11 protein-coding genes are annotated in these 15,915 nt (G+C 49.0%); 9 read left to right on the top strand and 2 right to left on the bottom strand.

Annotated elements, in window-relative coordinates; translation table 11 throughout:
* Positions 1–368: 368 nt before the first annotated feature.
* Together recO and mgtE are read right to left on the bottom strand one after the other, a co-directional pair.
* Positions 369–1,118, bottom strand: coding sequence for a DNA repair protein RecO (gene recO, locus X474_RS06480; protein WP_197281998.1), 750 nt, complete (start codon positions 1,116–1,118; stop codon positions 369–371).
* A 29-nt stretch (positions 1,119–1,147) separates the two neighbouring features.
* The gene (mgtE, locus tag X474_RS06485; protein ID WP_044347556.1) at positions 1,148–2,497 is read right to left on the bottom strand and encodes a magnesium transporter; all 1,350 of its coding nucleotides are present in this window, start codon (positions 2,495–2,497) and stop codon (positions 1,148–1,150) included.
* 599 nt (positions 2,498–3,096) lie between these two features.
* Here mgtE and X474_RS06490 point away from each other — a divergent pair.
* The 9 genes from X474_RS06490 to X474_RS06530 all read left to right on the top strand — a co-directional run bounded on the left by X474_RS06490 (position 3,097) and on the right by X474_RS06530 (position 15,613).
* Entirely contained in the window at positions 3,097–4,149 is a 1,053-nt protein-coding gene (locus tag X474_RS06490; RefSeq protein ID WP_052514939.1) for an RNA polymerase factor sigma-32, read from the top strand.
* Between the two features lie 222 nt (positions 4,150–4,371).
* Positions 4,372–5,940 carry a tetratricopeptide repeat protein gene (locus tag X474_RS06495; protein WP_197281999.1) on the top strand — a complete coding sequence of 523 codons (1,569 nt, stop codon included), beginning with the start codon at positions 4,372–4,374 and terminating at the stop codon, positions 5,938–5,940.
* Positions 5,940–6,734, top strand: coding sequence for a DUF4292 domain-containing protein (locus X474_RS06500; RefSeq protein ID WP_044347558.1), 795 nt, complete (start codon positions 5,940–5,942; stop codon positions 6,732–6,734). Before X474_RS06495 ends, X474_RS06500 begins: the two co-directional genes overlap by 1 nt.
* Entirely contained in the window at positions 6,731–7,171 is a 441-nt protein-coding gene (locus X474_RS06505; RefSeq protein WP_052514940.1) for a Mut7-C RNAse domain-containing protein, read from the top strand. The genes X474_RS06500 and X474_RS06505 overlap by 4 nt, the downstream gene beginning before the upstream one ends.
* A 168-nt stretch (positions 7,172–7,339) precedes the next feature.
* On the top strand, positions 7,340–8,002 hold the full coding sequence (locus X474_RS06510) for a PAS domain-containing protein (RefSeq protein WP_044347559.1): 663 nt from the start codon (positions 7,340–7,342) through the stop codon (positions 8,000–8,002).
* A gap of 544 nt (positions 8,003–8,546) precedes the next feature.
* A complete protein-coding gene (locus X474_RS06515) occupies positions 8,547–8,954 on the top strand; it encodes a Fur family transcriptional regulator (RefSeq protein ID WP_044347639.1) in 408 nt (135 codons plus the stop codon).
* A gap of 266 nt (positions 8,955–9,220) precedes the next feature.
* On the top strand, positions 9,221–11,416 hold the full coding sequence (katG, locus tag X474_RS06520; protein ID WP_044347560.1) for a catalase/peroxidase HPI: 2,196 nt from the start codon (positions 9,221–9,223) through the stop codon (positions 11,414–11,416).
* 706 nt (positions 11,417–12,122) lie between these two features.
* Positions 12,123–12,866, top strand: coding sequence for a substrate-binding periplasmic protein (locus X474_RS06525; RefSeq protein ID WP_044347561.1), 744 nt, complete (start codon positions 12,123–12,125; stop codon positions 12,864–12,866).
* A 155-nt stretch (positions 12,867–13,021) separates the two neighbouring features.
* Positions 13,022–15,613: a hybrid sensor histidine kinase/response regulator gene (locus tag X474_RS06530; RefSeq protein ID WP_231688297.1), complete on the top strand. Its 2,592-nt coding sequence runs from the start codon at positions 13,022–13,024 to the stop codon at positions 15,611–15,613.
* Positions 15,614–15,915: the final 302 nt, after the last annotated feature.

Here is a 15,915-nt window from a genome sequence, read left to right on the forward strand (position 1 = left end):
TAATTTACCCCCTACTCCAAGTATAGGGCAAGGTTGCGGTTTAGATGTTGATGCGATGCTAAACAGTTTGCGCCCCTCTTTTTGATAGGCTGATTTTTTGCATAAGGTGAGATTGCTTAAAAGGAGATTATCGGCGGGGGTAAGGAAGAACGGTTTTTTTGCAGGTGAATGATTTTTTGCCGTTTATTATGCACACTGAAGCTTTTATAATAGAACTCAAAATAACTGTATTTTAATTATTAAATCAAATAATATGCTATCAAAGTGGTGGGCGACAGTCATCTTTTTTTGATGAAGATTATTATGGAAAGCTGTTCAAAGCCGAAGAAAGCTTTTTGTTCTTCACAAAAAGGAAGCGTGTCTCTTTATTAATCCCAGGTTTCTCTGGTCAAGAGCCTTAAGGCCAGTCCCAGGCTCGGCAGGTCGTGTCCCAGGGTTTCCTGCCAGAACCTGGTTAAAAAGGTCATGGCCGGGTTCAGGTGAGCTTTGGAAAAAGAAAGCCGGTTCAAGGCGTTTACTTCCAGGTTGGCCGCAGTTTCCAGCCCCTTGGCCAGGCCGGCCGGAACGATCACTCCAAATCGGTTGTCCCGGCAATGGGGGCATACATGGCCGCCGGCCAGGGAAAGCCTGCATTCCCTGTTATGTTTAATTGGCCTGCCGCAGACCAGGCAAGAGGATAGGTGGAGCCGGTAACCCAACAGGGCCAGCAGGCGGGTGAGAAAGACCACCAGGGCGGAGCCGGTCTGCGCCTTTCCCTTGGCCAGGGAGAGTCTTGCGAGGGTTGCCTTGGCCAGCTCCAGGACCTGGGGCATGGGGTCCATGGCCGGAGTCCCCCTCAACAGGATCTCCAGAACCGGGCCGCTTGCCATGAACCGGCGGAAATCTTCCCTGAGGCCCAGGTGGTTTTGCATTATTCGCGCCCCGGCCAGCAACCAGAGACTGCCGCCTTTTTTACTGGGTAGTAGCTCTATTTCAAGCAGATGGCCGGTCAGGAGAAGGCCGAAGAATCTTTTGCGGGATCGTTTACCGCCCTTGGCCAGAGCGGTGATCCTTCCCTTTTCACTGGTGAACAGGTCAACCAGCATGTCGCTTTCAGCCAGCTGCGAAAGCCTCAGCACCAGTCCGACTGCATTTTGGGGCTCTGCCTTCATTGGACCAGAAGGGTGTAGAAAATGGTCGAAATACCGAAATAAATCAAAAGCCCCATGATGTCGTTCAAGGTGGCGACCACAGGGCCGGAACTGATGGCAGGGTCCACGTTCAAAAGTTTGAAAAGGGCAGGAGCCAGGGTCCCCAATATCGAAGCCGCCGAAATGGCAGAGGTCATGGCCAGGCCAACCACAAGGCCCAGATACGGGTTGTGGTGCCAGAAAAAGGCCACAGTGCCTGCGGTCAGGCCGCAGACAACCCCCATGATAAGCGCCACCCTTATCTCTTTAAAGAGGATGGCGCGAATGTTATCCATGTTGATTTGCCCCACGGCAAAACCCCTTACCACTATAGTGGCTGATTGAACCCCTACATTACCGGCCATGGCCATGATCACCGGGATAAAGGCCAGTAAAAAGAGCGCGTCCGCCAAACGCATTTTAAAGTGCCATAAAAGCCAGCCGCTGACCAGGCCTCCACCCAGGTTCACTAAAAGCCAGGGCAGACGCATACGGCTCATCTTAAAGGAATCCCTGCTCAGAAACATCTCGTCTTCGCCACTGATGCCTGCCATGCGGGCAATATCTTCCTGAGCCTCGTCCTGCATAATTTCCATGACATCGTCAATGGTGATCCGGCCCATGAGCCTGCCTTTGGCATCCACCACCGGCGCGCTGACCACATCGTAACGCCTGAATTTATGGGCCACCGCCTCCTGGTCTTCATCGGCCTGAATAAAGAGGGGGCAGGGCTCCATGATGTCTCGAATGCGGGTTAAGGGGTCGGCCAGAATCAGTTTGCTCAAAGGCAACATTCCCACCACCCGGGACTGATTGTCCAGAACAAAAAGGTTGTGAATGTCTTCAACTTCTTCCCTCTTTATCCTGATGGCTTCAATGGCTTCGCTGGCGGTCTGGCTTTCCAGGATTGATACCAGCTCCAACTGCATGATGCCGCCGGCGCTGTCCTCGTCGTAAATCAGAAGCGCCCGGACTTCATCCGAATCTTCCTCGTCCAGCCGGGAAAGAACCTCCCTGGCCTGATCCGTAGGTAATTCGGCAATGATGTCCGTGGCTTCATCACTCGGCAACTCATCAACAATTTCGGCCAGCTTATTGGGATGAAGACCTTCCAGTACCTGATCCCTGGAGTATTCGCTCAATTCCACCACAACCTCGGTGGCGGTTTTGGGGTCCAGGGCCTGAAAAACGTCTCTTTTCTCCTGATCCGTCAAAGACTCCATGGCATGGGCCAGGTCGGCAGGGTGCATATCAGCCGCCATGGCACTCAGTTCGTTCAATTTGCCTGTTTCAAGCTGGTCTTTGATGGTGTTCAGGAGATTTTGCATAGATTAACCCACATGCCCCCAAGGAGAGGCGATTTGAGAAGCGGCCGGCTGATCATGTGATCAGGTGTTAACGAGCAGCAGCCGTTTGTTAAAGCAGATAAGAGTTTTTGGTCTGTAGACATATAACGTTGACAGGCTTTGCAGTCAACGCCGGAGAGAAGACAATTAATAGGAATGACTTGCCCGGGAAGGTAGGAAACGGCGTTTTCCTCTCCCTGGCCCCATCATGGCTTGCAGGCTTTTGGAAGGCTGTTTTGAGATCATTGGTTTTCCCTTGCCGCAACGGTTTGGGGTTAGTATGCTTTACCCATAACATAGGATGGGCAAAAGGGCAAAAATAGTGCGGCCCTTATTCTTCAGGAGATTGGGGGCTTTTTGTCTTGCACCTGGGTAAATAACCATCTGTCTTTAGCTTGTCTTATGAGATAGTAACCCATCTTAGGCCGGGTGATTCAAAGGTTTTTATTTTGTTTTATAAATCGCTTTAAAAAACCTTGCCTGATATGTTTCCTCTATAGGCTTTGACAAAAACGGTAGAATTTAGTTTTGCCGAAAATGGGCGGAAGAAGAGGCCACTGGTGAGATTGGCCCGGGAGCATATGAAAAAAAAGAACTATTCCAGAAAAGACAAATCCCAAAAGGACGAGAAGATCGAGTCGGTTGACCCTGAGGTGTTAGGCCCTCCGGAGGGAGAGGAAGACCTTGGCGATATCGAGACTGACGTTGTTGACGGTGTTTCCGATTCGCCCCAATTGCCGGTCCGCTCCTTTGGTGCTGGTATGCCTGTGCCTGCGGACAACCTGCAGCGTTACCTGGCCGAAGTGCGTCAGTATCCTCTTTTAAACAGGGAGGAGGAGGAAAAGCTCACCAAGGCTTTTTACGAATCCGGCGACAAGGACGCCGCCGCCAAGCTGGTGACTTCCAATCTTCGTCTGGTGGTTAAAATAGCCATGGACCACCAGCGTTATTGGATGAAAAACCTTTTGGATCTAATCCAAGAAGGCAACGTGGGCTTGATGCAGGCAGTTCAGAAGTTCGACCCTTTCAGGGGAATTAAATTTTCCTATTACGCTTCTTTCTGGATTAAAGCCTATATATTGAAATTTATAATGGATAACTGGCGCCTGGTGCGGCTGGGTACAACCCAGGCCCAGCGTAAGCTGTTTTATAACCTCAGACGCGAAAAAGAAAAATTAAGGGCCAAGGGCATAACCCCCGGTCCCAAGCTTCTAAGTGATAAATTGGGAGTTGCCGAAAAGGATGTCATAGAGATGGATCAGAGGCTCAGCTCCTGGGAGCTTAGCCTGGATGCGCCGGTAAGGCCTGATTCAGAAGATGATCACCAAAGTTTTATGCCTGATGAGTCCTCAAGCGCGGAAGATGATCTGGCCAGTGATGAGCTCAGGCGTTTGTTCCATGATCAGCTCATGGCCTTTCGCAAAACCCTGGATGAAAAGGAAAAAGACATCCTGGATTTGCGGTTGCTGGCGGAAAATCCCATAACCTTGAACGACTTGGGCGAAAAGCATGGTATCAGCAGGGAGAGGGTCAGGCAGATCCAAGTCAGGCTGATGAAAAAATTGCGGGCGTTTCTGACCGAAAAAATCCCTGATTTCGAAGGGCAGTTCTCCGGACTGGTGGCAGGAGACTGACAGCCCGCGCCTTGGACGCCCTTAAGAAAATGTTGAACACGGATTAAGGAGTTGGCCCGGTACAATATGATAAAAACAGGCCAAAAAATATTAACTGCAATAGTATGCCTTGCTTTTGCCTTATGCTCGGGCTGTATCGGCAAAGAAGCCGCAACCCCTCCAGCTAAGCCTAAAACTTTAATTAAACAAGATTCCCTGGCTCTTTTTGCCACGGCGGAATGGTTGTTCCGGCAAGGTAAAAATATCGAAGCCGCCAGGTATCTGGAAAAGGCCCGTCAACTGGATCCGGATTCAGGCTTGTTGCAGCTTGAAGCCGCCAGGATTTTGGTTACCCGCGGAGAATCTGAAAAGGCCCTTTTAGCCACTAAAAAGGCAGTGGAAAAGAGTCCCGACCTAATCCATGGGTGGATTCTTTTGGGTGGGCTTTATTCCCAGAAAAAAGATGTCACAAGAGCCATGCAAGCCTATGAAAAGGCGCTTAGCCTGGACCCGGACAGTCAGGAGACCCAGCTGCTTCTGGGCATGCTTTACTGGGAAGACGGGCAGATCGAAAGGGCCGCCTCTTTACTGACTGTGCTGGTAAACAAATCCCCGGATTCAGCTTTGCCATATTATTATCTGGGCAAGGTTTATATGGCCCAAAAGCGCTACAACCAGGCCGCGCAGAACTTTTTAAGGGCCTCAAGGCTTTCTCCGCGTTTTGCCACCGCACGGTTTGATCTGGCCAAAGCCTATGAATTGCAAAATAAAAACACAATGGCCGAGAATGTCTATCTGGAGATTCTGAAACAGAATCCCGAGTCGGCCAGGGCTCACGACCTTTTGGGCCGTCTTTATTTACGAACAGGACGCACAGATCAGGCCCTGAACCAGTTTGCCGTGGTCAAGGGCCTTTCCAAATCAGATACGGACGTCCGCATCAAAATCGGTCTGGTTCATTTTGAACAGGAACGCTTTGCCGAGGCGGCCGAGGAATTCAGCTCTATTTTGCGTTTGGAGCCGGATAACCAAAGAGCCCGTTATTATCTTGGCGTCAGCCTGCAAGAGGCGGGCGATACTGAAGAGGCAACCAAGGTTTTAGCGGAGATCAAGCCCGAATCCGAATTTTTTGTGGATGGAATCCTGCACCTGGCCGAGATTATGGATCGTACGGATAACCGGGACAAGGCAAGGGCCTTATTGGAAAAAAATCTAAGCTTAAAACCGGATGAGCCAGACCTCATGGTGGGCCTGGCCGCTCTTCTGGAGGTTGACGGCGATTTGAAACAGGCTGAAAAGCTGTTGCTCAGGGCCAGTGAGCAGGAGTCCGGCAATGCCGAGATCCATTTTCGGCTGGGGGTGGTGCTGGATAAGCTTTCGCGCAAGGAAGAGGCAATGAAAAGCCTGCGCAAAGCCATTGAACTTGATGACCACCATGCCAGGGCGCTGAACTATGTGGGTTATACCCTGGCGGAAAAAGGCGAGGATCTGGACGAGGCCGAACTTTTGATCCGAAGGGCCCTGGCAGTGGAGCCTTACAGCGGGTTTATTCTGGATAGCCTGGGCTGGATATATTACAAGCGCGGGCAATATGACAAGGCCCTGGTCTACCTGGAGAGGGCTGCTTTGTCTGGTGAAGAAGACTCTGTCATTTTCGAGCATCTGGGGGATACAGCCATGAAATTGAAGCAATACAAAAAGGCTGTCCAGGCTTATGAACATGCCCTGAAACAAGATGCGTCCCAAAAGAGCAAGTTGATGCCCAAGTTGAAGAAAGCCCGCAACTTAATGAAAAAGAACATTGGAAACTGATGCTTGCTGATAGAAAAGCTGCTTTTTCCGGTTGTTTCTTTGTCTTGGCGGCTTTGCTTTTCCTGGTGGGGTGTGCAGGAAAAACCCCAGCACCCTTGACTGAAATGCCGGATGCGCAAAATGCTTTGGCCCACATAAAGGCCCGCCAGGCTTCCGTGGTTTCGTTTTCCATGCAGGGCGAAGTGGAGGTGCTTACTCCCACCGAAGAACTCTATGGCGATCACCATATAGAGGCCATGGGGCCTGACCGTATAAGGGCGGAGATCATGGGGCCTTTTGGCCGCCCGGTGATGAGGCTTTCGGTTGATTACGACAGGCTCATGGTCTTGGATTACAGGGCCAATCGGGCCTTCAGGGGAAAAGCGACCAGGGAAAATATGGCCCGGTTTTTGGGCCTTTATCTCTCTCCCAGGGAAATTTATACCTTTTTAGCGGGTTCAATGCCTGTTTCAGCCTGTGCAAACCAGACACTTACCCACACAACCGAACCTGACAGGGCCAGGCTTTATTGTTTCACTCCTTCCGGCAAAAAAATGGCATCCTTTCTTCTGGGACTTCCGGATTTGCGGGTTTTGGGTGGAGAAATAGGCGAAAAAGGGGCTAAAATTAAATGTCGGTTTGAAGAATTCGCCACGATCCAGGGGAAGCTGGTTCCCAAGCGTCTTATGGTTTCCGATTCTTTCGGCCGAGAGGTTATTCTGATCAATCAAGAGGTTTTGTTGAATCCCAAATTAGGGGAGGATGTCTTTTCCTTTGATATTCCCCCCGAGGTGGAGGTGACCAGACTGCCGTGAGGCAGATATTGGTAGATAGCATGATGGGACGTCTGGCCAGATGGCTAAGGCTGTTGGGGTATGACGCGCCTCTGCTTGAAAAACCCCCCTTGCAAATCAAAAAAGACCAGGTTTTTCTCACCAGGAGAAAGGCCTGGCAAAATAAGGTCGGCGTGGTTTTCGTGCTCCATGACCGGCTGGAAGATCAATTGGCCCAGGTGACTAAAACTCTTGGCCTGAACTACCAACCCCAAAAATTATTTACCCGCTGCCTTGAATGCAATCTTACGGTTCAGTCGGTTTCACCCAGTGAAGTGCAGGGCCTGGTGCCGGAATATATTCTGCACACTGCTGAGAGCTTTAGTCAATGCCCTGGCTGCGGCCGGGTTTTTTGGCCGGGCACCCACGTGGACCGGGCTGAAGGTTTATTGAAAGTGATCTGGAAAAATAAGACATAACTAAAACAACTTTGTTTTATCTAATAATTTAATAGTATTATCAACCCCTAAAAATAATACCTTTGTTTGGTCTCCACTCTGGAAGTGGCGGAAAGGTTATTATAAAATTTGACAAAGGTTTTTTATTGCCACTTTTTAAAAATATTTCAAACCAGCTGAAAGGCTTCCATGAAAAAAAACCTGCGCGACATGCTTAACGAAAGCCACCAGAAGTACCAGGAAATTGCCAACAATTTCAGTGATGTCATTTGGGTGCTGGAGGTGGATACACTTACTTACTATTATGTGAGCCCGTCGGTTAGCGAATTAAGGGGATTTGACTCCAAGGAAGTTCTCGGTAAGAGCCTGGAAGAAGTTCTTACTCCTGATTCATATGCATATGGCTTGAAGGTATTCAAGCAAAAGTTTAAAGAATATGAAGAAGGGGGAGACCCCAAGGTGAGAATGGAAGTTGAAGTTGTCCACAAAAGCGGCTCTCCGGTGTGGGTTGAATTTAATGCCCGATTCTTCAGGTATGGTGATGAGCCGCTTATGGTTCTTGGTATCTCCAGGGATATCAGTGACCGTAAGCTCCTGGAAAAGGAGCAGGAAAAACTGATAGCCGAACTGGAAGAGGCTCTGCAGGAGAAAAAGAGACTGCTAAGGGAAAACAGGATTCTAAGGGGACTGTTGCCCATCTGCGCCGAGTGCAAAAGAATCAGGGATAAAGACGGTGTCTGGCATGACCTTGAAACCTATATTTCCGAGCATTCAGAGGCAACCTTCACCCATACCATCTGCCCCAGATGCACAGCCAAACTTTATCCCGGTTTGGAGATGCCCAGTAAATAAAGGCAGTTTTTACTAGGTATTTTCATTGTTTGACATGGATAAATATGGCGCTTACCCAGGTGTAAAATCAGAGAAATTCCTATAAATAATTTATCTCCCTTTCTTAAGTAATCATATCTGTCTTTAAGCCTTAAATTCAGACTTCATCCTTGGACAGCTCCTGGCCCAAGTGGAAAATTCATTTCTTAAATACAGAAATGAACAGATGTTGGGGGCTTAGTTCGTGGGCTTATCAAAAAGGTGGAAAATTGGATGCGGGTTATAGACCGCTTGTTCCCTGGCCAGCGGCAGAGATCTTCTTTTGGGGTCTGGGCAATCACATGGGTGTTTCATACTTTCCTTAGGTTAGGCCGAGGTCTTGCCTGGCGGATGGCTTTTCTCGGATGATATCCTCAGTAACAACCCCACTATTTTAATGGCTCATATTTTAATATTATTTTATGGATAATCATTATTAATTAATTTAGACTATTGATAATCAGCTTTTTGTTCATTTCTGGGAGAAGTTTTTGTTTTGCCTGATTCTTACCGGCGGCTGGGGCAGATGATTAAGTCTCTGCGGGGATCTGGGCGGCGGATTACACCTCAGCGCCTGGCTGTGCTGAAGATATTAGCCGCGAGCAAGGATCATCCCGGCGTGGAGATGATTTACCGGCAGGTTAAAAAGGATTTCCCCACAACCAGTCTGGCCACGGTCTACAAAACCGTTACTTTGCTCAGAGAACTCCAAGAAGTGCTGGAATTGGGATTCGCGGATCAGGGCTCCCGATATGACGGCAACAGGCCCTCACCTCATCCCCACGTTATCTGCACCAAATGTGGCTCAATTGTTGATTCTCAATTTTCTCAAATGAAAGAACTGGCAAGGGAGATGACGCAGGAGACAGGTTTTGAGATTACCCACCACCGCCTGGATTTTTTTGGCCTCTGCCCCAAGTGCCGTTCAAGTTGAATAGAAATTTTAGGTGTACTTGGTCTGTTAAAAATTTTTAAGGAAAATGTGAAGCAAAGCTTGGAGGTAGCCTGGAATTAGAGCAAGATAAAAGATGGTCGCAGTTCCGGTTTTTAAGCTCAAAAGTGGTGGATCTCCCTTTTTCCTATCCCGGAGTTCTCCCCAACCACCAGTTTTAATCGATAAGTCCCCTGAATAATTAAATATGGATTTTAAGCACTATCTTTGACAGTGCGAGTGCCCAGGCCATAAAAGGAGGGAGCCCTATGAGTGAGGAAAGAAAAAAAATGCGTCCCGGCGGAGTTGATATACCCATTGCCGGTGGCGGCACCTCCAACCGTGATTGGTGGCCCAACCAATTGAACTTGAAAGTTCTGCATCAAAATCCGGCCAAGGGCAATCCCATGGATGATGGGTTTAACTATGCAGAAGAATTTAAAAAACTTGATTTGAAGGCGATTAAGGAGGACCTTTATGCCCTGATGACCGATTCCCAGGACTGGTGGCCTGCCGATTATGGTCACTATGGTCCCTTTTTTATTCGCATGGCTTGGCACAGCGCAGGCACCTACCGCATGGGTGACGGCAGGGGAGGGGCCGGGTCCGGCACCCAGCGATTTGCCCCGCTCAATAGCTGGCCGGACAATGTAAACCTGGACAAGGCGCGCCGACTGCTCTGGCCAATCAAACAAAAATACGGCAAAAAGATTTCCTGGGCTGATTTGATGATCCTGGCGGGCAATTGCGCCTTGGAGTCCATGGGCTTTAAAACCTTTGGTTTCGGGGGCGGCCGCGAAGACGTTTGGGAGCCGGAAGAAGATATTTACTGGGGTGCTGAAAGCGAGTGGCTTGGTGATAAGCGGTATTCCGGTGAACGAGACCTGGAGAACCCCCTGGCTGCCGTACAGATGGGCCTGATCTATGTGAACCCCGAAGGGCCCAACGGCGTGCCCAATGCAGTTGCCTCGGGGATCGACGTGAGGGAGACTTTCGCTCGCATGGCCATGAACGACTATGAGACCGTGGCCCTGGTGGCCGGTGGGCATACCTTTGGCAAGTGCCATGGCGCCGGTGACGCGGCCCATGTGGGGCCGGAGCCCGAGGCCGCGCCTATCGAAGAGCAGGGGTTGGGATGGAAGAGCAGCTTTGGCGGCGGCAAGGGCGTTGACACAATAGGCAGCGGCATTGAAGGAGCCTGGAATCCAACTCCAATAAAGTGGGACAATACTTATCTCAAGACCCTGTTCGGCTATGACTGGAACCTGGTGAAAAGCCCGGCCGGGGCCTGGCAGTGGCACCCGGCTGATCCCGCGGCACACAATACTGTGCCCGATGCCCATGATCCCACAAAAAAACATCCGCCGATGATGACCACTGCGGACTTGTCCCTGCGCATGGACCCAATTTATGGTCCGATTGCCAAGCACTTTATGGAAAATCCCGATGAGTTGGCAGATGCCTTTGCCCGGGCCTGGTTTAAGTTGACTCACCGCGACATGGGGCCTCGCTCCCGCTATCTGGGTCCCGAGGTTCCGGAAGAGGAATTGATCTGGCAAGACCCGGTGCCTGCGCTGGATCATGAACTGATCAATGACCAGGATATAGCTGAACTTAAGGCCAAGATCCTTGCTTCAGGCCTGTCAGTGCCCAAATTGGTGAAAACCGCTTGGGCCTCTGCCTCCACCTTCCGCGGCTCTGACAAGCGCGGCGGCGCCAACGGGGCGCGCATCCGGCTTGCCCCGCAAAAGGATTGGGAGGCTAACCAGCCTTTGGAGCTGCAACCCGTGCTTGAGGTTTATGAAAAGATCCAAAATGACTTTAACTCCTCTCAATCGGGTGGAAAAAAGGTATCCCTGGCTGATTTGATTGTGCTCGGCGGATGCGCTGCCGTGGAAAAGGCCGCAGAAAAGGCCGGGCATAAAGTCAAGGTCCCCTTTACACCGGGGCGTACAGACTCCTCGCAGGAACAAACCGATGTGATTGCCTTTAAGGTACTTGAGCCGGCTGCGGACGGATTCCGTAATTTTCAAAAGGCAAAATATTCGGTAACCGCAGAGGAGCTTCTGCTTGACCGCGCCCAGCTTCTTACCCTCACCGCACCTGAAATGACTGTCCTTATCGGCGGAATGCGCGCTCTGAACGCTAATTACGGCGGATCCGGGCATGGTGTTTTCACCAGTCAACCGGAAACCCTGACCCATGACTTCTTTGTAAACCTGCTCGATATGGGTACAGAGTGGAAACCGACCGACGACGACCCGGATATCTTCGAAGGCCGTGACCGCAAAACCGGCGAACTCAAATGGACCGGCACAAGAGTGGATCTTGTCTTTGGATCCAACTCTCAACTAAGGGCCTTGGCCGAAGTCTATGCCTGTGAGGATTCCCAAGATAAGTTTGTTAACGATTTTGTGGCGGCCTGGAATAAGGTGATGAACCTGGACAGGTTTGATTTGGCTTGATCAAGGGCCGAGGAAAGTGAGTTTATGGCTATCCGGGAACATATTTAAATTACAAGTAATATGGAAAGCGGCGTCTCAAATGAAAATGAAATGCCGCTTTCCTTTTGGAGACTGGGACAAACCTGCTCCAAGACTTTGGGTATTGGATCGACTTCTATGGTTCTCATATGGGCCACAACTCACCGGATAACCGCACCCCGGTTGGGACTTTCTTTCTGAGTGGTAATAAGGCGGTCTAAACATGACTGGCCGTTTTATTCTTAATCAGCCCCTGAAGAATCCTCCAATAATGGGGAACTTTCTTTACTTCAGTCGTCGTAATCTGGTTGAAAATAACTTACCAAGGGATGCTATTTACCAAAAAAAGTCTGTTACAGTAATATAATAGATAAAGGAGGAGATTAAATTTTCCTGTCTTAGGAGCTAAAACGCCCGAGACAACGGGGCTGTAAAAGGGGTCAGGTCTTCGCAAGGCGCAACAGGTTTCGTGATTTTTGGACAGGCATAAAGCAAAATAGTAGTTTCAAATTAAGACTATGACTAATCAGACGCCGCGTCTGGTTGTTTTTGTTGCAAGAGCCCTTGCCCTGAGCCCTGTCAATCAAAGCATTTCCTAACCTTAATAAGTCTTATGTCAAGTGCTGTTACCCAGGGGGGCACTTTTATGGTTTGGATGTAATATTTGTTTTCAATCTATAGGAAAAATATGAAAAGAGCGTTTGCCTTAACCGTGGCGGTGTTTCTGTTTCTCGGATGCTTGCCGGCCCTGGCAAAGGACATCAAGCTGGCCACCGGCGAGTGGAACCCCTATACCTCGGCTAAAATGGAAAATTACGGTTATTTCACCAAAGTAGTTTCAGAAGTTTTTGCAGAAATGGGGCATAGCCCAAAGTATATCTTTTATCCATGGATGAGGTGCTACAACTCCGTTCTGATCGGAAAGGTATGGGCCGCTTTTCCCTATTCCAAAACCCCACAGAGGGAGGGCGAAGTTTTTTTTTCAGATCAGATTTCATTTAGTGTTACCAAATGGTTTTATTATGAACGGACAGGTGAAACCAAAAACATCAGATACGATACCTTAACTGATTTGAAGCCCTATCGGTTAGGTGGGGTGACGGGTTATTTTTACGAGGAAAACCTGAGAAAAGCCGGTCTTAAGGTGGATTACTCCCCCAAAGAGATCAATGCAGTGGAGAAACTTATGTTGGGCCGGGTAGATTTTGTTCCACTAAATGAGCTGGTTGCCCGGCATCTTATAAAAACCCATTTTCCGGCCAAGGCGCATAATTTCAAAACCCTTGATAAGCCCTATTCAAAGAAAGCGCTCCGTTTGATTGTGTCCAAGAAATTTCCTGAAGCAAAGATATTATTACGTGAATTCAATAGCGCCTTAAAACGCTGCCGCGCCCGTGGCGGTTGTAAAGATTCCTTTGTAGCAAATAGATGATCCTTTCAGATATGTTCTCACAAAAAAACAACTACATCCCAAAACGTCGTTCCATTGCCAAGGGCCTTACTGTCAGTTTGGTCCTGTCCATTATGGCGGTCTCAACACTCGTGGTTCTGTTTAATTATTGGGGTGCATCCAACAGGGAAAAAGAATTGCTTCAAAAGAAGGCCGATGAATACCTGTCGGTTTTAGTGGGGAGTCTGGAGAATCCCCTTTGGGAGATTGACCGGGAACACATTCAAAATGTGGGTGAATTTTATATTCAAAACGATTTGATTGATTTTTTGGAGATTAAAGACGCCCGCGGCGAATTATTTTTTAAGGCCAGAAAACCTGGTGAGCAGGAGTTGATGCTTAGGCGCAGCGCCATCTTCTACAATTTGGAGTTGATAGGACAAGTAGAGATCGGCATTACCACCAGACAGCTTAATATGCGCCTCAATGACCTTTTGTGGTCCAGTTTTTTAAGTATTATTGCTGTATTGGCAGTGATTACAAGTCTCACCGGGCTTCTTTTGCGCATGTACCTGAGAAGGCCTTTGGATCAGCTCAGCCAGGTGGTCAGCGAATTCGCAGCCGGCAATTACAATGAAAATTCGGCCCGGCTCAGGGTTCAGGAACTGGAACAGTTTGTCAAGGTCTTAAGCGAGATGGGCAACAAGATAAACAGTCAGTTAAAGGACCTTAGGCAGGCTGAGTTAAAATATCGGGGCATTTTTGAAAATTCTGTGGAAGGTATTTTTCAGACATCGCCGGATGGGAATATTATAAGCGCCAATCCGGCCATGGCCAAGATTTTGGGCTATGACAGCCCCGAAGACTTGATGACAACCGTAAAGGACGTTTCCACCGCTTTATATGTGGATTCGGATAGACGGAAATTACTGATGACTAAACTTGAAACCGATGATATGGCCACCGGTTTTGAGACACGGTTTTATCATAAAAACGGAAGCCAGGTTTATTGTCTGGTGAACGTACAGGCTATCAGGGATAAAAATGGCCGAATGCTGCGGCTCGAAGGTTTTATGACAGATAACACCAAGCGAATAGAGGCTGAAAAGGAGGTTCAAATATATCGCAATCATCTTGAAGAGCTGGTTGCCAAACGGACCGAGGCCTTGGCCAAGGCAAACAAGCAGTTGCTAAAGGAAAACGCCGAGCGCGAAAAGGCCGAAGCGGCGCTGAAGGAAAGTGAAGAACGCTTTCGCTCCATATTGGAAGATAGTGTTGATCCCATAGTGGTTTATGACGATAAAGGCAGGGCAAACTATACCAATCCGGCTTTTCAGGATTTATTCGGCTGGAGTCATGCTGAATTGTCTGATGAGGATACTCCATTTGTGCCGGATGCTTGCAGGAAGGAGAACCGGAAATCTTATATAGCGGTTCTCAAGGATGCCAAAGTTGGAGTTTTTGAAAGCCAGAGACGAACTAAAAACGGTGAGCTGGTCGATGTATTGGTAAGTGCTTCCGTTTTGAGAGACAAAGACAACATTATTACAGGTGCTGCGGTCAGCTTGCGGGATATTACCGAAAGCAAGAAATTGGAATCCCAACTGCGCCAGGCTCAAAAAATGGAGGCGCTTGGCACCTTTGCAGGGGGCATAGCCCATGATTTTAATAACATAATCGCCGCGATAATGGGCTATGCCGAAGTCGGGCTCTCTCATTTGAAAAACGACCGGGTCAATCCCAAAATGCTTGAAGGAATATTAGCCGCAGCCAAGCACGCCACAGGGCTTGTCCAACAGATACTTGCCTTTAGCCGTAAAACGGAAAGTGAACTCTGCCCCACAAATCTGGCGGAGGTGGTTTCCGAGACCGTGCCCATAATAGAGCGGACCATTCCTAAGATGATCTCCATAGGACTACATTTTGAGAATGAGATTAAGCCTGTTAATGCGGATCCCAACCAGATTGGCCAAATTGTGCTCAATTTGGCCTCTAATGCCAAAGACGCCATGCCGGAGGGCGGCGAGCTGACCATTAAGGTGGAGAATGTCACCTATGACCAGGGAGGAGAGGATCTTTATTCTGAAGACCTCAGAGGGGACTATGTTCTCTTGTCTGTTTCGGATACAGGCGTGGGGATAGATGAAAAAACCCTTGAACACATTTTTGATCCCTTTTTCACCCGCAAGGATGTGGGCAAGGGCACAGGTCTGGGCCTTGCTTCGGTTTACGGCATTGTCATGAATCATCAGGGCCATATAACCTGTGAAAGTGAAGAGGGTGAGGGCTCCGTATTTAAAATATATTTTCCCGCCCTGGCAGGCGATGTTGAGCCGGTTAAGCCTGTAAAAAGCGAAGATTGCCAGGCCAGGGGAGGCAAGGAATACATATTATTTGTAGATGATGAACAGGCCTTAAGGGAAATCGGTAAAGAGGTGTTAAGCATCGGCGGGTACCAGGTTGTCACTGCCTGCAACGGTGAAGAAGCTTTGGAAATTTATTGTGAAAACCAGGCCGAATTGGATCTGGTTATCCTGGATGTGAGCATGCCCGGCATGGGCGGCGATAAATGCCTCAAGGAACTTATCAAGTTCGACCCCAAAGTCAAGGTGCTGATCGCCACCGGCTATTCTCTCGGCAGCGAACTATCCGAAACCCTTGCCGCAGGTGCGTCCGGTTATATAGCCAAGCCTTTCAATATGAACAATTTACTGTACAAGGTCAGGGAAGTGCTCGATGAAACCCAGGGGGGAGTGGGGTCGGCGTCGCCAGTTCCTAAGCCTCATTGAGGTTAAGATTGGCGTTCCGGCTGCCCGGTGATTTATACAGCCTTCTACTCTGACCTGTAGGCCAAACTCAAAGCTTTCACAAACAGCTTCTCAGAAAATTATTATAGCCGCACGAGAGGGAACCACTGTATCTGCGCAATACGGCAGCTGCTGGAAAACAACATAAACGAAAAAGTTCAGTCCAGGTCCATCAGGGAAACACAAAAAAGAAAAAGTAATAATTTCTCAAAGTTTGAGTTCTATGGGCACCGGTTTTCTGACTGCGCGGCAAATTTCATCCATTGGTAGTGTCAATAATCTTT

Source organism: Dethiosulfatarculus sandiegensis, from assembly GCF_000931935.2.
GTDB classification, from domain to species: Bacteria; Desulfobacterota; Desulfarculia; order Desulfarculales; family Desulfarculaceae; genus Dethiosulfatarculus; species Dethiosulfatarculus sandiegensis.

Coding starts and splice junctions, on each gene's coding strand:
- mgtE (WP_044347556.1), bottom strand. CDS start 2,497: ATGCAAAATCTCCTGAACACCATCAAAGACCAGCTTGAAACAGGCAAA.
- X474_RS06490 (WP_052514939.1), top strand. CDS start 3,097: ATGAAAAAAAAGAACTATTCCAGAAAAGACAAATCCCAAAAGGACGAG.
- X474_RS06500 (WP_044347558.1), top strand. CDS start 5,940: ATGCTTGCTGATAGAAAAGCTGCTTTTTCCGGTTGTTTCTTTGTCTTG.
- X474_RS06510 (WP_044347559.1), top strand. CDS start 7,340: ATGAAAAAAAACCTGCGCGACATGCTTAACGAAAGCCACCAGAAGTAC.
- X474_RS06515 (WP_044347639.1), top strand. CDS start 8,547: ATGATTAAGTCTCTGCGGGGATCTGGGCGGCGGATTACACCTCAGCGC.
- katG (WP_044347560.1), top strand. CDS start 9,221: ATGAGTGAGGAAAGAAAAAAAATGCGTCCCGGCGGAGTTGATATACCC.
- X474_RS06525 (WP_044347561.1), top strand. CDS start 12,123: ATGAAAAGAGCGTTTGCCTTAACCGTGGCGGTGTTTCTGTTTCTCGGA.